Here is a 19,301-nt window from a genome sequence, read left to right on the forward strand (position 1 = left end):
TTCGCGCCTGGCGGCTATTCTCGAATAACAACATGGGAGACAATATGGCTGATTCCAGCAAAAAGATGCAGATCGTGTTTGCCTCGGCCGAGTGCGCACCGTTTGTGAAGACCGGTGGCCTGGGCGACGTGGCGGGCTCGCTGCCTGCGGCGCTTGTGCGCGCCGGGGCCGAGGTCATCGTGATGGTGCCCAAGTACGCCACCATCAAAGACGAGTACAAGGCGCAGATGGAGCACTTCTCCGACTTTTACGTGAGCCTGGGCTGGCGCAATGAGTACTGCGGACTCGAGAAGCTCGAGCACGACGGCGTCACCTATATGTTCATCGACAACGAGCGCTACTTTGCGCGCGACTATCCGTACGGCTTCTTTGACGACGGCGAGCGCTTTGCGTTCTTCTCCAAGGCCATTACCGAGAGCCTGCAGCACCTGCCGGCCGGCTTTGAGTGTGACATCCTGCACTGCAACGACTGGCAGACGGCGCTGGCGCCCGTGTTCCTGCGCGAGTTCTACCAGGGCCTGCCGCTGTATGACCGCGTAAAGACCGTGTTTTCGATCCACAACGTGGCGTTCCAGGGCCAGTTTAGCGACACCGTGATGGAGGACATCCTGGGTGTGGCGCATATTCCGGCGGCCGCCTCGCAGCTACGTTGCGACGCCTGCAGCATCAACTACATGCTGGGCGCGCTGCGCTATGCCGACGCCATCACTACGGTGAGCCCCACCTATGCCAACGAGATCCAGACACCCGAATTTGGCGAGGGTCTGGACGGCGTGCTGCGCGAGCGTTCCTACGCGTTACAGGGCATTTTGAACGGCATTGACGTTGCGGGCTTTGACCCGGCGACCGACAAGCGCATTGCCGCAAACTACTCCGTGGAGGACCGTTCCGGCAAGGCCGTGTGCAAGGCCAAGCTCCAGGAGGAGCTGGGCCTCGAGGTTCGCGACGACCGTCCGCTCATGGTGATGGTCACGCGCCTGACGCGCCAGAAGGGCATGGACCTGGTCATGTACGCGCTCGACCGCATCCTGGCCGGCGGCGTTCAGGTGGCCGTGCTGGGCACCGGCGACCGCGACTACGAGGACGGCCTGCGCTACTTCCAGGACAAGTACCCCGGCACCATGGCCGCACGCATTGAGTTTGACCCGGCGCTGTCGCAGCGCATGTACGCCGCCGCCGACATGTTCCTTATGCCTTCGAAGTTTGAGCCCTGCGGCCTGTCCCAGATCATCGCCATGCGCTACGGCACCCTGCCCATCGTGCGCGAGACCGGCGGCCTCAAGGACACCGTGCAGCCTTACAACGAGTTTACCGGCGAGGGCACGGGCTTCTCGTTTAGCAACTTTAACGGCGACGAGATGGGCGACGCGGTGTTCCGCGCGGCGCGCCTGTTCTGGGATAACCGCGACGCCTGGAACCAGCTGGTCACGCAGGCCATGAGCCAGGACTTTAGCTGGACGCGCTCGGCCGACAAGTATCTGGACCTGTACTTCTTTATGCATCCTGAGATTGAGAGGCCAGCGGCTGTTGTCGACGAGCCTGAGGCTGCGGCTGAGCCGGTGGCCGCAGAGGAGCCCAAGGCCGAGGAGAAGCCGGTTGAGGCTGAGCCCGCAAAGACCGAGCCTGAGGTGAAGGCTGAGGTTGCTCCTGAGGCAGAGGCCGAGGTCAAGCCCGCTGCAAAGCCCGAAGCTAAGAAGACCACGACGCGCAAGACGACCGCTAAGAAGACTACGACGACCAAAGCTGCTGCCACCAAGACCGCCGCAGCAAAGACGACTGCTGCCAAGAAGGCCGCAGAAGCCGAGGCTGCTCCCGAGGTAAAGGCAGAGGTCGCTGAGACTAAGCCGGCCGCCAAGGCTCCGGCAAATACCGCTGCTAAGAAGACGACCACGACCGCCAAGAAGGCAACGGCAGCCAAGAAGACCACGGCAACGAAGTCGACGACCACGAAGGCAGCCGCAAAGCCAGCCGTCAAGGTCGAGGAGACGCCTGCCGAGTCCAAGGCGGAGGCAACCGTCGAGGCCAAGTCCGCTGCCAAGACCACCACGCGCAAGCGCGCCACGACGACGGCCAAGAAGACCACGACCAAGGCTGCTGCTCCCAAGGCAGAGGCTAAGGCCGAAGAAAAGCCCGCAGTAAAGGCTGAGCCGGCGCCGAAGGCCGCTGAGGTCAAGGCCGCACCGAAGGCAGAGGCCAAGCCAGAACCCACCAAGGAGACTCCGGTCTCCCCCGCCGCTCCGGCAGAGAAAAAGGCCCCGTCCAAGAAGACGTCCGTCCGCAAGGCAACGGCCACCCGCAAGCGCCGCTAGCCCACAGACGATTTAAAACCTAATCAAACCCTAAGTAAGGGGCGCTCCAACCGGGCGCCCCTTCTCTGTAGGTAGTTGGTAAAACGATTTTCTAGGACAACCGTTCGCCGATGGTAAACGGATGTTGTTTATACAGCCTGTGTACAACAGATATACTTACATCCTGTGCGTAAAGCCCATGGCCAGCAGGCCATGATTCTATTGAACTGGACCGTACTATGAGATTGATACACAACAGCCGTCTGCCGCAGTTTCGCACTCCGTTTGGCGCTGTGACCACAGGAACTACCCTTTCGCTCTCCGTGATTCTGGAGGATGCCGATCCCGCGCAGGCAACGCTTACGCTGCGCACCTGGGTCGATGAGATTGGTGAGTCCCGGTATCCCATGACGCACGAGGGCGACGGCATATTTACCGTAGAGCTTGAGTGCGCCGAACCCTGTCTTATCTGGTACAGCTTTATCTGCAATATCGAGGGCCAGCCCGAGGTTCGCTTGGGCGCACCACAGGGCCGCACCGGCGGCGAAGGCGTAACCTACGACTACGCCGAGGTGCCGTCATTCCAGGTCACCGTCTACAAACACCGTGAGAACCGTCCCACCTGGTACGAGCGCGGTATGGTCTACCAGATCTTCCCCGATCGCTATGCCCGCGACGAGCGCTGGCGTGAGCGCACGCTGGCCGAGGTCGAAAAACCGCGTAAGGGCATTCAGCGCCGCATGGTCGAGGACTGGAACGAGCCGCCTGTGTACGAGCGCGCCGAGGACGGCTCCATCAAGACCTGGGACTTTTACGGCGGATCGCTCAAGGGTATCCAGGAAGACCTGCCTCGCATCGCCGAACTGGGCTTTACGGCCATCTACCTCAACCCCATCTTTGAAGCCGCGAGCAACCATCGCTACGATACGGCCGACTACACCAAGATCGACCCGATTCTGGGCACCGAGCAGGACTTCACCGAGCTGTGTCAGGCAGCCGAGAAGCTGGGCATCTCCATTATCCTGGACGGCGTCTTCAATCACACGGGCGACGACTCGATCTATTTCAACCGCTACGGCAACTACCCCGGCGTGGGTGCCTGGCAGAGCGAGGATTCGCCGTGGCGCGATGCGTTTTATTTCCACGAGGACGGCTCATACGATTGTTGGTGGGGCGTGGGCAATATGCCCGCTATCAATGAGAGCTCCGAACTGGTGCGCGAGCGGCTCCTGGGCAAGGACGGCGTCATTCGTAAATGGCTGCGCGCCGGCGCTCACGGCTGGCGCCTGGATGTGGCCGACGAGCTTTCCGATGACTTCCTGGCCGAAATCAAGAAGGCAGTACTCGCCGAAAAGCCCGATGCTCTGTTGCTCGGCGAAGTCTGGGAAGACGCCTCCAACAAGATCAGCTATGGCCACCTGCGTCGTTACCTGCAGGGCTCCGAGCTCGACTCGGCCATGGATTACCCCTTCCGCGACATGGTCATCGGCTTTTTGATGGGCTACAAAAACGCCTACCAAGCAGCTGAGGATATCGAGACCCTACGCGAGAACTATCCGCGTGAGGCCCTGTCTTGCGCACTCAATCTGCTTTCGAGCCACGACCGTCCGCGCATTATCTCGGTGCTCGGCGGCGGCCCCGACGAGTCACAGCTGCCCGAGTGCGAGCGCAGCAAATGGCGCCTGGACGAGAACGCGATGGGCCTGGCCAAGAGCCGTTTTTGGCTCGCGACGCTCATGCAGATGACGTTCCCGGGCGTTCCCTCAATCTATTACGGTGACGAGTACGGCTTGGAGGGTCTCACCGATCCGGGTAATCGCCGCACCATGCCGACCAAGGAAGACCTGCACGACTTCGATACGTTCGCGATCGTCAAGAACGCATCCGCCGTGCGCCGCGCGCTGCCGTTTATGATCGACGGTGAAATCAAGGCCTTCGCGCTCAATGACGAAGTACTCGCCTATACGCGCACCGGTAAAGACGGCGAATCCGCGACCGTCATCATCAACCGCAGCCTGCGCAATTCGCATCGCGTGACCATTCCGGCGCTAGGCGAATGTGCGAGCGATGTGATCAGCGGTCACGAGTGCGAGATCCACAACGGTACCGTCACCCTCGACCTGTACCCGCTGGGCTCTTCGATTATCTATCACCACGCCAAGCAGCGTCTGCAAGAACCGCTCGATCACGGCGCGGGCGTTGTGTGCCATATCACATCGGTTCCGTCCGACGACGGCAAGCCGGGTACGATCGGCGCACCCACGCGTCGCTTTATCGACCATCTGGCCGCCATGGGCATGCGCTACTGGCAGGTTCTCCCCGTCAACCCCACGGACTTCTTCCGCTCCCCTTACGCCGGCCCTTCGGCCTTTGCAGGCAATATCGACCTGCTTCCCGAAAGCCACGAGGAGCTGGCCGCCGACTTTGAGGCCTGGAAGGCCCGCGGCGGCGAGGATGCCGACCCGCTGTACACGGCGTTTAAACATCGCAACGCCGATTGGCTCGAGAAGTACTGCGTCTACATGGCCGTTAAGAAGTACTTTGAGGGCGAGTCGCGCCACGATTGGCCGGCAGATGTCGCGCGCTACAACGAGTATCTGATCGACGACAAGCGCTTCCACGACGAGGCCGAGCTGCAGGCGTACATGCAGTACCGCTTTGACCTGGCTTGGTGCGAGCTCATGAACTACGCGCACAAGAAGGGCATCGAGGTCATCGGCGATATCCCGATGTATGTCTCGGACGATTCGGCGGATGCGTGGAGCGAGCCCGAGAACTTCTGGCTGTCCGATACCGGCAAGGCGATCGAGATTTCCGGTGCGCCGCCCGACAACTTTGCACCGGAGGGCCAGGTGTGGGGCAACCCGACGTTCCGCTGGGACCACATGAAGCAGAACCGCTATAGCTGGTGGATGGATCGCCTGCGCCGCGCGTTCTCGCTCTACGACCGCGTGCGCCTGGATCACTTCCTGGGCTTCCACAGCTATTTCAGCATTCCCGCGGGCAAGGCATGCGCCGACGGGCGTTGGCTGGCGGGACCGGGCAAGGACCTGTTCCAGACCGCCTATGACGAGCTGGGTCCGCTCAACTTTATCGCCGAAGACCTAGGCTATTTGACGCCCGGTGTTCGCGCCATGGCTTCGACCTGCGGCTTCCCCGGCATGGACGTGCTGGAGTTTAGCGATTACGACGTCCGTTGCGGCATGCACCCCACGCCCGGCAAGATTCTGTACACCTCGACGCACGATACGTCGACGCTGGCCGGTTGGTGCACCCGTTCCTTTGCGGGCGGCGATGAACCGAGCGGTGTTGAGGTAGCGGCCAAGTTGATGAGCGACGCGCTGGCAAGTGATGCTCCCCTCGTGATGATGCCGCTGCAGGACCTGCTGGGACTGGGCGACGACGCACGCATGAACGTGCCGGGCGTGGCCACGGGCAACTGGACCTGGCAGGCTGACGAGGCGGACATTGCAGCCGTCGAGGACAAAACCGCACAGCTCCTGCGCAACAACCATAGATTCTGGGGCGAAGCGTGATAAAACCCCCGATATAGGGTACAGTTACAAACGTTTGAATTTATGCGGGCAGAGCGATCTGCCCGCTTTGTGCTGAAAAGGAAGTATTATGGCGCGCTACGATTACAAGTGCTCGAGCTGCGGCAACGTGTTTGAGGTTGAGCATCCCATGTCCGAGACTCCCGAGGTCGTGTGCCCGAGCTGCGGTGCCCCGGCGGCCAAGACGTTCTCGGCCAGCGGCATTAAATTTGAGGGAAGCGGTTTCTACAACACCGACCAGCGAAGCGGCGGCTCCAGCACCAGCGCCACGAGCGGCTGCTGCGCCAACTGCCCGCATAGCCACTAGAAACCAATCAGCCCCGCGACCGACACCGATCGCGGGGCCGAATTTTTTCAGGTATGGCCCGCGCCCCGGCGACTAGTCTGGGGTTGCGCCACGAAAACGGCCTATCTACTACGTTTGACCCGTATAGTCCAAGCACACCTGCGTTTTTACAAAAACAACGAGCCGTCTACCTGCGGTTTTGATTTCGTGAAAAACGGCATGGTTGAAGGTAACCGGCCAAACGTAGTAGATAGGCCCATTTCGTGGCGGACAGGTCGACTTGAGACGTAGGGTAGCTAATTTGGGACGGGGCTTTTTTAGCTGCCCCGGATGATAGCGCAAATGTTTGGCCGACCGGCGGCCAGGGTAGCTAAAAAAGCCCCGTCCCAAATTAGCTACCCAAGACTCCCTATGAGTTACGGACCATTCTGGCGCAGAAGTGGCCGTCGTAGGAGTCGGCGTTTACAGGGACGCTTTGGAAGAGGCCTCGATCGTTCTGACGTACGGAGACGAGCTTCTTGGCCTGATCGAACTCGGGGAGTTGCAGAATCAGTGCCTCGGAAAGCGGTGCCACGCTAAAGCCGGCGCCCTCGGAAGAAGCGAGGAACGCGTCCACCACCTGCGTGTTCTCCTCGTCGAAGACCGAGCACGTCGCATAGATGAGCTCGCCGCCGGCGGCCACGCGCGCGGCGGCTTCCTTGAGCATCATCAGCTGCAGTTTGGGCAGCTCAACCGTCACATCGTTTTCGGTCAGGCGCCACGGGATCTCGGGATGACGGCGCATGGTGCCGGTGCCCGAGCACGGCGCATCGATAAAGACCGTGTCGAACTTAACCGGCTCGCCAAGTATGGCATCAAAAGATGTGAGCACCTCATCAAGCTCGCAGGCATCACCCGAAACCGTACGAACGCCCTGAATACCGGCCTTATGCAGACGAGCGAGATTCAGATCGCACTTGCGATCATGCAGATCGAGCGCCGTATGCTGACGCTCATAGCCCGCACGCTTGGCCTGACACATCATCACATAGGTCTTGGTGCCACGACCGGCACCAATCTCAAGGCAGCTTCCAGGGCGCGTGGCTGCCGTGGCGATAAGCTGCGCGTTGAGATCAGATGCCACCGCGGCAGCACGCTCAAACACACCCGAAGCAACGGTAACCTGGGCATCAACCGGCGCATGACAACCCGGGAACACGGGTGCCACAAGCTGCGAGACATACGGATCGGGCTTGGTCGCAAAGGCGTTCTCATGCAGGGCCAGCGGCGCGGGGGCCAGATTGCCGGCAAAGTTAAGCGCACCCTCTGGCGTGTCGAACGATGCCATAATGCGAGCGCACAGCCAACGCGGCAGACCCATCAGGCGCGACAGACGAACCAAGCGTCGCTCAGACTCATCCACATCAGACGCCGTGGCAAAGTCCTCAATATTGTCCGCGACCTTATGCAGTACGGCGTTAGCCAAACCAGCGGCGGACTTAGCACCGCTGCGCACCAGCTCAACACCCTGACTTACGGCAACGCGGCCAGGCGTATACAGATAGAGCATCTCGAAGGCCGAGATACGAAGCGCCATGCGAACGCGCGGCGCAACCTTTTTAGGCTTATCGAGAAACTGATCGAGCAGCTCGTCCAAAATACCCTGCGTGGCGGCCACACCCAGCGCCAAGCGAGCGGCAAAAGCGGAATCGCGCTGGTCAATAGCCTTAGCCGATGCGCGAGAGGACAGCACGTCGCGCGCATACATGCCGCGGCGATCGGCCTCCATCAGCACATCGAGCGCAAGCTTGCGCGCGGGAGACAGCTTGCTCATGACAAAACACCCCACGTAAGATCGGCGCCCTGCAGGCCGGCGGCCCAGGCAGATGCGGCCATAGCACGCTTGCCATCAGGCTTAACCTCGAGCAACTCAATCGAGCCATCGGAAAGGCCCAGGTAGACGTGCTTGGCCTGAACATCAACGGCGCCCTCGCCAAGTGACACATCAGCCGGCGCAGCATCGAGCACGCGCACGGTCTTGCCGGCAATCACGCAACGAGCGGGAGCGGCGTCAGAAGAGGCAAGCACATGACGCACGCAATCGAGCGCCGCCATCTGAGGATCCAGACGCATCTCCTGCTTAGAAATCTTGGCGGCATGGGTAACAAGCGACTCATCTTGCTCAGTCCACACGGCGGTGCCATCGGCAAGCGAAGGAAGCGTATCGGCAAGCAGCTTACCGCCCAGCTCGCCAAGCTCCATCGTGAGCGCCTCAGCATGCTTACCGGCAACCGACGTAGACGCCTGGGCACAATACGCGCCCGTATCCACGCCATGCCCAATGCGCATAATGGAAACGCCAGCAACCTCATCACCAGCAAGAATGGCACGCTGAATGGGAGCAGCGCCACGCCAACGAGGCAGCAGCGAAGCATGAACATTCACAATACCAAGCGGCGCCATATGCAGCACCTCATCAGGCAAAATGCAGCCATAGGCAGCCACACAGAAGATATCAGCCTGGGCAGCTTGGAGCGACTCAACAACCTCGGCCGTCATACGATTAGCCTCAACAACCGGCAACCCCAGCTCAAGCGCCTTAGCCTTAACAGAAGACGGCTCCAGCTTCTTACCACGCCCACGAACAGCGTCAGAACGAGTAACAACAAGCGCAATCTCATTCCCAGCCTCAACAAGCGAAGTCAGCGAAGGCACAGCAAAATCAGGCGTACCCATAAACACAATACGCATAAAGAACGTCTCCCCTCAACCAAAGCCGAGACGGCTACAAATCAACAGCGGAAAGCCAAGTCACCAGCCCATCCGCAACAACATTTCAACAAGAACAAATATACCCAAAACCAAAGAAAGAGCCGCAATAAAAGCAGCTCTTTCAGCAAAGCACCTATCAGCGAAGACGCCCCTCCCTGGCCCAACGGCACCCGGGCGAAACGGAGCGCGACAACGTAGTCCCTGGGATGGGGCCCACACATATCGTCCCGCGCGCAGTTTCGCAGCAAAGCGAGAATGTTTGAGCACGGGATGATATATGTGGGCCCCATCCCAGGGACGGACAAACCTACTCCGTCTCGCCCGGTCGAGCGCCGCGGGCCAGGGCGTCCTGGTACTCCTTGACGGCCTTGAGCCTCTGCATCGGCTTCAGTCGCTCGAACATGGTGTTGCCGTGCAGGTGATCGATCTCGTGCTGCAAGCACACGCAGAACAGGTCACCCGAGGCCTCATAGCGGATCAGGTTGGCGTCCAGGTCATACGCCTCGACGACGACATGGTCGGGACGCTCGATCTCGCAGCTAATGCCGGGGATGGACAGGCAGCCCTCGCTAAACGGCACCAGATGGTCGCTCTGCTCAACAATGACAGGGTTGATGAGCACGTAAGGGTCGTAGTCGTTCTTGTCGCTGTAATCGCAATCGATGGTGACGAGTTGGATGAGCTCACCGATCTGCGGAGCAGCCAGGCCGCAGCCGCCGTTCTCGAACATCATCTTCTTCATCTTCTCGGCGAGTGCCTCGATCGCCGGGGTGATCTCCTCGATGACGGCGCACTCCTGACGCAGACGAGGATCGGGCGAAAGTACGATTCCGTTGGCTTCCATGGCCATCCTTTCGGGTTGTTACATCAAATCATAGGCATCGACGTCAACGCTCACGCTCACGCCGCGCACAGAGCCCACCTCTTTGACGCAGGCGTCGATATCATCAGAGACATGGTACCCCACGGGCGACTTCACAAGCAGGTGATAGCGATAACGATCCTTGGCTCTCTCGATTACACACGAAGCCGGGCCCAGCACCTGCGGCACAGCGCTCCCCGCCCGCAAAAAATCGGGAGCGGCGGCATGCCAGCGGCGCTTGAGCAGCTTTGCAATGCGCCCGATGTAGTCTTGCGCGTCGTCCGCGTTCGCGGACCACACCAAAATGTTGACCAGGCGCACGAAGGGTGGATACAGTGCGTCGCGACGCTGATCCAGGTCGTAGTCGGTAAAGATCGAACGGTCGTGCTCGGCGACGGCGCGAATGACCGGGTCCTTGGGTAGGTAGGTTTGGATGATGACCTCGCCGGGGCGATCGCCGCGCCCAGCACGGCCGGCGACCTGCTCCAGCAAATCGTAGGCGCGCTCCCCCGCTCTAAAATCGGGCAGTTTTAACGCAAAGTCGGCATTGACCACGCCCACAAGGGTGACCTCGGGAAAGTCGAGGCCCTTGGCAATCATCTGGGTGCCCAGCAGCACCGCGCAATCGGCGGCATCGAACTGCTCGAGCAACTTTTTATGCGCATCTTTGCCACGCGTGGAATCGGCGTCCATGCGAATAATGGCGACGTCCTCGGGCAGCATCTGGTGCAGTGCGTCCTCAATCTGCTGCGTGCCCAGGCCCATTTTTGCCAAGTAGCGACTGCCACATTTGGGGCAACGACTCGTGGGCGCGGGATACGGTTGCACGCGCCAGGACGACCCACAGGTATGGCACTGCAGCGTGTGCGTGCGCTCGTGATACGTAAGCGCAGTGGAACAGTGATTGCAGGTAGGGACGCAGCCGCACTCGCGGCACATCAAAAACGGCGCAAAACCGCGACGGTTGTGCAGCAGCACGGCCTTCTCGCGGCGCTCGACAACGCGTTCCAAGCCTTCCATCAGCGGTTTTGAGAACATGGAGCGGCTGCCGTGCGAAAACTCGCGGCGCAGGTCGGCAATGCGGACCGTAGGCAGCACGGCATGTCCCGGGCGCTCGGGCATCTCGACGCGTGTCCAGGTGGCACCGTTGAACGTGCCGCGGCGGCAGCGGTCGAGGGCCTCGGCAGAAGGCGTGGCCGAGCCCAGCACGAGTGGGCAGCGATAGCGGCGCGCCATCTCGGCCGCCACCTCGCGCGCATGATAGCGCGGACTGGAGCCCTGTTTGTAGCTGGTCTCGTGCTCCTCGTCGATGATGATGAGGCCCAGATCGCTGAGCGGGCAAAAAAGCGCCGAGCGGGCGCCCACGACAACACGTGCGACACCGCTGGCAACCATGTCCCACTGGTCCAGGCGCTCACCGGCCGAAAGGCGCGAATGGAACACGGCGACCGTCTCGCCAAAGCGCGAGCGGAAGCGACCGACGGTCTGGGCCGTCAGCGAAATCTCGGGCACGAGCACGCAGGCCGAGCGACCGGCCGCGAGCACGCGCTCGATGGCAGAGAGGTAGACCTCGGTTTTACCAGATCCGGTGACGCCGTCGACAAGAACCACGTCGCCGTGGGCGTCAAGGCGGGCGCGCTCAATCTGCGAGAGCGCCTGCTGCTGACCATTCGTGAGCGCAACCGGAGCCTTGCCGCTTGCCGAAGACAGCGTGGTCTGCTCGCTACAACCGCGCCAGGCACGGCGCTCCTCCACCACCACGACGCCGCGTTTTTCGAGCGCCTTGATGGTCGCCGACATACTGTTGTAGAGCAGGTTGAGGTCACGCGTCGTGACCGGGCCGCACTGGAGGGCCTCGATAAGCTCGCGCTGACGGACCGCGGTCTTGGGCGGCGTGTAGTCGAAACCCCCGGGGGTGAGCATGACCCAGCGGTTTTGGATGGGTTTGACGGCGGGGCGCTCAACGGTCCACACGCCGTCGTCGCCCTTGACCACGCGTGGGCTTCCACCCGGTGGCAAGAACAGGCGCAGGCACTCAGAAAGCGTAGCGACATACTCGCGGCTCATCCAGCGCGCAATGCATGCAGCCTCGGCGCTAAAGAGCGGTTTGCTGAGGATAGCCTCGATAGGCTTGATGCGCGCGGGATCGAGAGCGTCGTTGCCTTGCAGCTCGCCCAGCTCAGACACAATATCGACGATATAGCCCGCGGCCGCACGGTTGCCAAAGTGGACCAGGACCGTGGACCCGATCTGGGCATCGTTGGCGAGTGACTGTGGAATGCCGTAGGCAAACGGCTCGGACAGCGCACGGGTGGGAATGTCGAGGACCACGCTCGCATAGGCGGCAATGGGCTCTGGCGTAGGCTCGGACTTGGCCGAGGCGGCAGCGGATGCCGACGCCGCCGGAGTCTCCTCCGGTTCCCGCGAACCAAACAGCGAAAGTTGCTCGGCCATGGCACCAGCACCTCCTATCCCATACGTCTACAGAAACAAGAGCCCCACTCGTGGTGAGCGGGGCTCGGATACATGCGTTTGCGCGACTGTTACAGCGCCATCGTGCGGGCGCGATCGATACGCGCCAGGCAGTCGTCGCGGCCGACGAGCGCCATGGTCTCGCCCAGCGGAGGGCTCACCATGTTGCCGCAGACGGCGACGCGCACGGCCTGGAACACCACGCGCTTCTTGAGGTCCATCTGCTCGGGCAGCGGCTCAAGTGCAGCGTCGATGTTGGCGGCCGTCCACTCGGTAACGCCCTCAAGCACGGCCTTGGCGGCGTCCAGAATGGCACCCATGCCCTCCTTGGCCAGGCCCTTATTGACGGACTTCTCGTCATACTCGAGCGTCTCGGCCGTGGCAAAGATGGGAGCGGCGACGGCCACGGCGTCGGCCGGCATCTTGGTGCGCGGCTTGACGATGGCGGCAAGCGCGTCGATCCAGTCCTCGCCGTACTCGACGTTACCCTCGATGAGACCCGCCTCGTGCAGCTCGGGGACCATGATCTCGTCGGCAAACTGAGCGTCAGACATGCCGTTGATGTACTCGGCATTAACCCAATCGAGCTTTTTGGGATCGAAGGTCGCCGGGTTCTTGGAGATGCGGTCGAGTGAGAACTTGCTGGCCAGGACATCGCGCGGGATGATCGTGGTCTCGCCGTCGAGCGACCAGCCGAGCAGCGCCAGGTAGTTGACGAACGCGTCGGACAGGTAGCCGGCGTCGCGGTACTCCTCCACCGAGGTGGCGCCGTGACGCTTGGAGAGCTTCTTGCCGTCGGCGCCCAGGATCATGGAGATGTGGGCGAACGTGGGCACGGGAGCACCGAGGGCCTCGTAGACCATGACCTGGCGCGGGGTGTTGGACAGGTGGTCATCGCCGCGAATGACATGGGTGATCTTCATCATGGCGTCGTCGACGACGGTCGCAAAGTTATACGTGGGCGTGCCGTCGGAGCGGAAGATGACAAAGTCGTCGAGTTCCTTGGCGTCGAAGGTCACCTCGCCGTGGACGGCGTCGTGGATGACGACGTCACCGCGGTCCTCGGGCACCTTGATGCGCAGGACGTAGGGCTCGCCGGCCTCGATGCGGCGGCGTGCCTCCTCGGGATCGAGATCGCGGCAGCGGCGCTGATAGCCCTGGAAGGGATCCTTGCGCTCCTGCGCGGCCTTGCGGTCGGCCTCGAGCTGCTCCTTGGTGCAGAAGCAGGGATAGGCCTTGCCCTCATCCCAGAGCTGCTGGGCGGCCTGCTTGTACAGGTCCAGGCGCTCGGTCTGGGCATAGGGGCCAAAGTCACCGCCCACCTCGGGACCCTCGTCCCAGTCCAGGCCCAGCCAACGCATGGCGCGCAGGATGATCTGCGTGTTCTCGTCGGTGGAGCGGGTGGGGTCGGTGTCGTCAATGCGCAGGATGAACGTGCCACCGTTAGCACGGGCGAAAGCCCAGTTATAGATAGCGGTGCGGGCACCGCCGATGTGCAGCTTGCCCGTCGGTGAGGGTGCAAAGCGGACGCGAACGTCTGATGCCATGGAAATCTCCTCGATTGCAGGATGGATGTCTAACCGCACCAGTATAAAGCATCAAAGCAACCTCCGCACAAAGGGCACCGACCTACTCATTGGGGACAGACTTAAATGACCAGTCGGAGCTGACTGACAAGGAGTGTCCCCAGGTGCCACAAGAGAGTCTAAGGCTGTTCATTTAAGTCTGTCCCCAATGAATACCCAATGAATACCCGGTTGGTCATTTAAGTCTGTCCCCAATGAGTAGGTGCGGAAAGGGTGTGAATGTTTGATTTACGCGCTATGATGTGCTCTTGCATAGAGAGCCCGGCGGAATGGTAACGGTCGCCGGGACACGTTTTGAAAGGACAATCATGTCAGAAGAACTTCGTTCCATCCCGCCACAACACGGGTCCTTTGTTTTTACGTCGGAGTCGGTGACCGAAGGTCATCCCGATAAGATCGCTGACCAGATCAGCGACGCCGTCCTCGACGCAATCCTCGCCAAAGAAATAGAGCTCCAGGAGCAGGGCTACATCGCCCCCAACGGCGTGCCTGCTAACGTGGAGAACGTCCGCTGCGCCTGCGAGACCCTCGTGACCACCGGCACCGTCATCGTCGCCGGCGAGATCCGCACCCAGGCCTACGTCGACGTACAGGAGATTGTCCGCGGCGTTATCCGCCGCATTGGCTACAACCGTGCAAAGTTCGGTTTTGACTGCGACACCTGCGGCGTTATGAGCCTCATCCACGAGCAGTCGCCCGATATCGCCCAGGGCGTTGACGAGTCATTCGAGACCCAGACCGGTGCTGCCACAGACCCGATCGACCTGATCGGCGCCGGCGACCAGGGCATGATGTTCGGTTACGCCTCCAACGAGACCAAGACCCTCATGCCCATGCCACACTACCTGGCAAGCCGTCTGGCTGAGCGCCTGGCGGCCGTGCGCCACGACGGCACCCTGCCCTACCTGCGTCCCGATGGCAAGACCCAGGTCACCGTGCGCTACGAGGACGGCAAGCCCGTCGAGGTCACGACCATCGTCATCTCCACGCAGCACGCCGCCGAGATCGAGGACATGGGCAAGATCAAGGCCGACCTCATCGAGCACGTCATCACCCCGGTCATGGCCGTCGAGAACATGCCGTGGGACAACGCGGACATCTACGTGAACCCCACCGGTCGCTTTGTCGTGGGCGGCCCCATGGGCGACACGGGCCTCACCGGCCGCAAGATCATTGTCGACACCTACGGCGGCTACGGCCGTCACGGTGGTGGTGCCTTTAGCGGCAAGGACTGCACCAAGGTCGACCGCTCCGCCGCGTATGCCGCGCGCTGGGTTGCCAAGAACGTGGTCGCCGCCGGCCTAGCTGACCGCTGCGAAGTCGAGCTCGCCTACGCCATCGGCGTTTCCAAGCCCCTTTCAATCATGGTCGACACCTTTGATACCGCGCATGTTGCCGAGGACAAGATCGTCGAGGCCGTAGAGAAGACCTTCGACCTGCGCCCGGGTGCAATCATCCGCGACCTAGACCTGCGTCGCCCCATCTACGAAAAGACGGCAGCCTACGGTCACTTCGGCCGCGAAGACGCCGACTTCACCTGGGAAAAAACCGACCGAGTCGAAGAACTCAAAGCAGCCTGCGGCCTGTAAGCTAACGGCAAAAGCTACAGCCAAGAAACAACGCACCAAAAGAAGTACCGGCTCCAACCGGTACTTCTTTTTTATTTAAAGGTGGTGAAGATGAGCCGACCTGGAACATGGAATAGGTCATAGGCCGATAAATTTCGCAGCAGAGCGACTCCAACCATGTATCCTAAGTTCCGAGGGCTTTGGTATCTGGTCGGTCGCGAGTTCCGCACGAGCCGGAGAGCACTTAATGTGCTCTCCGTGCGAGCAGGACTGCCCGAGCAGGCGACCAAATACCAAAGCCCTCGGAACGGCGGGACAGAGTATGCCCCGCCCCTCGGGACGACGGGATAGAACAGGAGCGCATATGGCAGGCAAGCCGCAAACACTAGCTACGACCTCTGCATTCGAGATCTTGGGGCCCGTCATGGTCGGCCCCAGCTCATCGCACACCGCCGGCGCCCTGCGCTGCGCCCAAGTTGCCGCCAGCCTGCTGGAAGGCCGCATCACCAAAGTCACCTTTGGGCTGTGGAACTCCTTCGCCCACACCTACCGCGGCCACGGCACCGACCGCGCGCTCGTCGCGGGCATACTGGGCCTCGACACCGATGACGAAAACATCAAGCAGGCCTTCGACCTTGCAAGCGAGCAGGGCCTCGAATATCACTTTGACATCAAGGGCGACGACGCCTCCATCCACCCCAACACCGTCGACATCGACATGGTCGACGACACGGGCGCCACGGCACAGGTCCGCGGCGAGAGCCTGGGCGGCGGCAAGATGCGCATCAGCCGCATTAACGGCGTCGGCGTCGACATCTCGGGCATGTATTCCACGCTCTTCGTGGCGCACAAGGACGTTCCCGGCGTACTCGCCGCGCTCACGAACCTGCTCGCCTACGCTCACGTGAACATCGCTTTCTGCCGCACCTACCGCACCGAAGTGGGCGGCCAGGCCTACTCCGTCTTTGAGACCGACGGCGCGCCCGACGACACCGTCGTCCCCATGCTGCGCAAGCTCGACAATGTCGATTACGCGACCTTTATCGAGCTCCCCGGTTCTGCCTCGTCGCTCTCCCCCGGCGTCTCGGCCAAGGAAATCTTCGACGACGGCGAGCAGCTGCTCGATGCGTGCGAGGAACTGGGGCTCAGCATCGGCGCCGTCATGGCCGTCCGCGAGGCGCGTCTGACCGGCGAGGCCCACGCCGTCGCCGCCATGCGCCGCGTGCTCGAGGTTATGCGCGAGGAGACCACGGCCCCCATCGCCAATCCGCAGCGTTCGCTTGGCGGGCTTATCGGCGGCGAGGCCAAGCTCGTCGAAGCCACCGGCCGCAACGATTTGAGTGAAAGCCTGATGGGCCCCGTCCAGACCGACGCCGTGGCCCGCGCCATGGCCGTGCTCGAGCGCTCGGCCACGATGGGCGTAATCGTCGCAGCTCCGACGGCAGGATCCGCGGGTGTTGTGCCCGGCTGCGTGCTGGCGCTCGCCGATCGCCTGCAACTCGACGACGAGCAGGTCATGGACGCGCTCTACTGCGCAGCCGCCATCGGCCTCAACCTCACCACGAGCGCCTGCGTCGCCGGCGCCGAGGGCGGATGCCAGGCCGAGGTGGGAAGCGCCGCCGCCATGGCAGCCGCCGCGCTGGTGCAGATGCTCGGCGGCACGCCCGAGCAGGCGCTCGACGCCAGCTCCATCGCGCTGAGTAACCTGCTGGGTCTCGTTTGTGACCCCGTAGGTGGCCTCGTGGAGGTGCCCTGCCAAAACCGCAACGCCATCGGCGTGGCAGCGGCCTTTAGCTCGGCACAACTCGCCCTCGCAGGCATTAAGAGCCTGGTGCCATTTGACCAGATGGCACATGTCATGCTCTCGGTGGGCCACGCGTTGCCGGCCACGCTGCGCGAGACGGCAAAGGGCGGCATCGCACAGGCTCCGGCCGCACTTTCGGCCTGTGCAAAATGCGGTGTGTGCGGATAGCGGCAACGAACGACTCAAAGGTGGGACAAATGTCCCACCTCTTTTGAATGCCACCGTTTCCGTACCACAAACAGCAGGGCAATCGCTATAATGCAAGCCCAGTAAAAACACGATGAACCGCAAGGCGAAAATCGAAGAATATGCATACGATGTCGCAAAACGATCGAACTCAACTGATTCCCGATCCGCAGCAGCCGAGCAGGCACGCCGGCGGCGTTCAGTCGCCGCGCCCTATCGCGCCGAGCCACTGTCAGCAGCGTGGTGCGGCAAACGCTTCTCAACGCCCGAACCAACAGCGACAGCAGCGTCAACAACGACAGCAGCACCAGGCAAACGGCAATGCGCCCAAGCAGCCCCCCACGCACGCTCGAGGCGATCGCGGCCCCGCGCGCAAACCCGCCAAGAACAATAAGTCGGGCAAAAAGACGACGCTCTTTGTCGTCCTGGGTCTTATCGTCATTGTCTATATCGTAGGCGTCGTAGCGTTTTCGCAGGTAGCATACCCCAACACCACCATTGCCGGCGTAGACGTCTCGTTCTCCAACGCTTCGTCTGCCGCCACTAAGGTCAATTCGGCATGGAAGCACTATAAGCTCACCGTGACAGGCGATGACTTTAACTGGACCTATCAGCCCGAGTCCGATGAACCCATCGTCGACGGCGAAGCAGCCGCAAAAGAAATCATCAACCACAACGAAGCCTTTCTGTGGCCGGTCCGCCTTGTGGAATCCTTAAGCGACAAGACCAAAACAACCACTACCTCCAACGAAGTCGATCTTGATCAAGACGTCGACCTGTCCATGCTCTCCGACACCTTTGACCAAAAGCAGTTTGAGAAGGATCTGAGTGCTGCCATCGACGAGTTTAACGAGGGCCGTTCGGGCACGTTCGAGGCCAATAGCTCCTATGACGAGCAGGCCGGCAAGTTTACCGTCGAGAAGGCGCGCTCCAACGAAAAACTCAACCGCGAGCATGTCATTAAGTACGCCGAGCTCGAGCTTGCCTCGCTGGCCGAGACCGTAGATCTTTCCAAGCTCGGCAACGATGCCTATGAGCCGCTCAATGGAACGCTGACCGATGATCAGATTCAGGCCGTATGCGATGCTGCCAACAACTTCCTGGGCGTCAACGTGACCCTCAAGCTCAACGGCGAGGATGCCGGCAAGGTTGATGGCAGCTCCGTGTTGCAGTGGATCAGCTTTGCCGATCCGGCCAACCCCACGCTCGATACGTCGCAGATCAGTAGCTGGGCAGCCGAGCTCGCCAACGGCTTTAATACCGTGGGCTCCACTCGCTGGTGGACGCGCGCCGATGGCAAGCAGTGCGCCGTCGAAGGCGGCGACTTTGGTTGGTCCATCGACAGCAGCTCGCTCGCCAAGCAGGTCGAGGACGCCATTAACAACAAGCAGACCGGCGAGATCGAGATCAAGTACTCCCAGAAGGCCGACACCTTTACTGCAAAGGGAGAGCCCGACTGGAAGGCGTATATCGACGTCGACCTGTCCGAGCAGCACGCGCGCTACTATGACGAGAACGGTAATATCGTTTGGGAGGCCAACTTTATTTCCGGCAAACCGGGCGAAGACGCCACCCCCGAGGGCGTGTGGCAAATCAACAGCAACGACGGCGGCAGCACCCTGATCGGAGCCAAGGACCCCGAGACCGGTAAGCCCAAATACGAGAGCCCGGTGAGCTACTGGATGCCGTTTGAGGGCAACATGATCGGCTTCCACGACGCTACATGGCAAAACGACAAGAGCTTCGATAATGCCGAGTCCTATAAGTGGTGCGGCAGCCACGGTTGCATCAACCTGCGCCTGGCAGACGCCAAGGCACTTCACGACTGCATCAAAGTCGGTCTGTGCGTGGTTGTCCACTCGTAGTGCAACGCGCGCGTTCCTACAACGTGGAACCGCTGCGACCAATCTAACAGTTCCGAAAGAAACCGTCCCATGCGCCCGC

Annotated in this window: 11 protein-coding genes; 6 read left to right on the forward strand and 5 right to left on the reverse strand. The window is 61.4% G+C overall.

Annotation, left to right across the window (positions count from 1 at the left end):
• The first annotated feature begins 44 nt into the window (after positions 1–44).
• The 3 genes from glgA (at position 45) to GPK39_RS01580 (ending at position 6,149) form a co-directional block, all read left to right on the forward strand.
• Positions 45–2,309 (forward strand): glycogen synthase GlgA, encoded by a 2,265-nt coding sequence (glgA, locus tag GPK39_RS01570; RefSeq protein WP_215673515.1) that lies wholly within the window; start codon positions 45–47, stop codon positions 2,307–2,309.
• Between the two features lie 218 nt (positions 2,310–2,527).
• Positions 2,528–5,824, forward strand: coding sequence for a 4-alpha-glucanotransferase (locus GPK39_RS01575; protein ID WP_215673516.1), 3,297 nt, complete (start codon positions 2,528–2,530; stop codon positions 5,822–5,824).
• A gap of 88 nt (positions 5,825–5,912) precedes the next feature.
• Positions 5,913–6,149 carry an FmdB family zinc ribbon protein gene (locus tag GPK39_RS01580; RefSeq protein ID WP_055310612.1) on the forward strand — a complete coding sequence of 79 codons (237 nt, stop codon included), beginning with the start codon at positions 5,913–5,915 and terminating at the stop codon, positions 6,147–6,149.
• A 388-nt stretch (positions 6,150–6,537) separates the two neighbouring features.
• Here the strand turns inward: GPK39_RS01580 and GPK39_RS01585 are convergent, their stop codons facing one another.
• The 5 genes from GPK39_RS01585 to gltX all read right to left on the reverse strand — a co-directional run bounded on the left by GPK39_RS01585 (position 6,538) and on the right by gltX (position 13,760).
• The gene (locus GPK39_RS01585) at positions 6,538–7,941 is read right to left on the reverse strand and encodes an RsmB/NOP family class I SAM-dependent RNA methyltransferase (protein ID WP_215673517.1); all 1,404 of its coding nucleotides are present in this window, start codon (positions 7,939–7,941) and stop codon (positions 6,538–6,540) included.
• Positions 7,938–8,858 carry a methionyl-tRNA formyltransferase gene (gene fmt, locus GPK39_RS01590; RefSeq protein WP_215673518.1) on the reverse strand — a complete coding sequence of 307 codons (921 nt, stop codon included), beginning with the start codon at positions 8,856–8,858 and terminating at the stop codon, positions 7,938–7,940. Before fmt ends, GPK39_RS01585 begins: the two co-directional genes overlap by 4 nt.
• Before the next feature lie 328 nt (positions 8,859–9,186).
• Positions 9,187–9,723 (reverse strand): peptide deformylase, encoded by a 537-nt coding sequence (gene def / locus GPK39_RS01595; protein WP_118384748.1) that lies wholly within the window; start codon positions 9,721–9,723, stop codon positions 9,187–9,189.
• 18 nt (positions 9,724–9,741) lie between these two features.
• Complete coding sequence (gene priA, locus GPK39_RS01600) at positions 9,742–12,195, reverse strand: replication restart helicase PriA (protein WP_252204496.1); 2,454 nt, start codon at positions 12,193–12,195, stop codon at positions 9,742–9,744.
• A gap of 89 nt (positions 12,196–12,284) precedes the next feature.
• On the reverse strand, positions 12,285–13,760 hold the full coding sequence (gene gltX, locus GPK39_RS01605) for a glutamate--tRNA ligase (protein ID WP_215673519.1): 1,476 nt from the start codon (positions 13,758–13,760) through the stop codon (positions 12,285–12,287).
• A gap of 347 nt (positions 13,761–14,107) precedes the next feature.
• Between gltX and metK the strand changes: the two genes are divergently transcribed.
• From metK to GPK39_RS01620, 3 genes are all read left to right on the forward strand, one after another.
• Positions 14,108–15,388: a methionine adenosyltransferase gene (gene metK, locus GPK39_RS01610; protein WP_215673520.1), complete on the forward strand. Its 1,281-nt coding sequence runs from the start codon at positions 14,108–14,110 to the stop codon at positions 15,386–15,388.
• A gap of 343 nt (positions 15,389–15,731) precedes the next feature.
• Positions 15,732–17,339 (forward strand): L-serine ammonia-lyase, iron-sulfur-dependent, subunit alpha, encoded by a 1,608-nt coding sequence (gene sdaAA, locus GPK39_RS01615; protein WP_215673521.1) that lies wholly within the window; start codon positions 15,732–15,734, stop codon positions 17,337–17,339.
• 140 nt (positions 17,340–17,479) lie between these two features.
• A complete protein-coding gene (locus tag GPK39_RS01620; RefSeq protein WP_215673522.1) occupies positions 17,480–19,222 on the forward strand; it encodes a L,D-transpeptidase in 1,743 nt (580 codons plus the stop codon).
• Positions 19,223–19,301: the final 79 nt, after the last annotated feature.

The sequence above is a fragment of the Collinsella aerofaciens genome, assembly GCF_018785245.1.
In the GTDB taxonomy this organism is placed as follows: Bacteria; Actinomycetota; Coriobacteriia; order Coriobacteriales; family Coriobacteriaceae; genus Collinsella; species Collinsella aerofaciens_AD.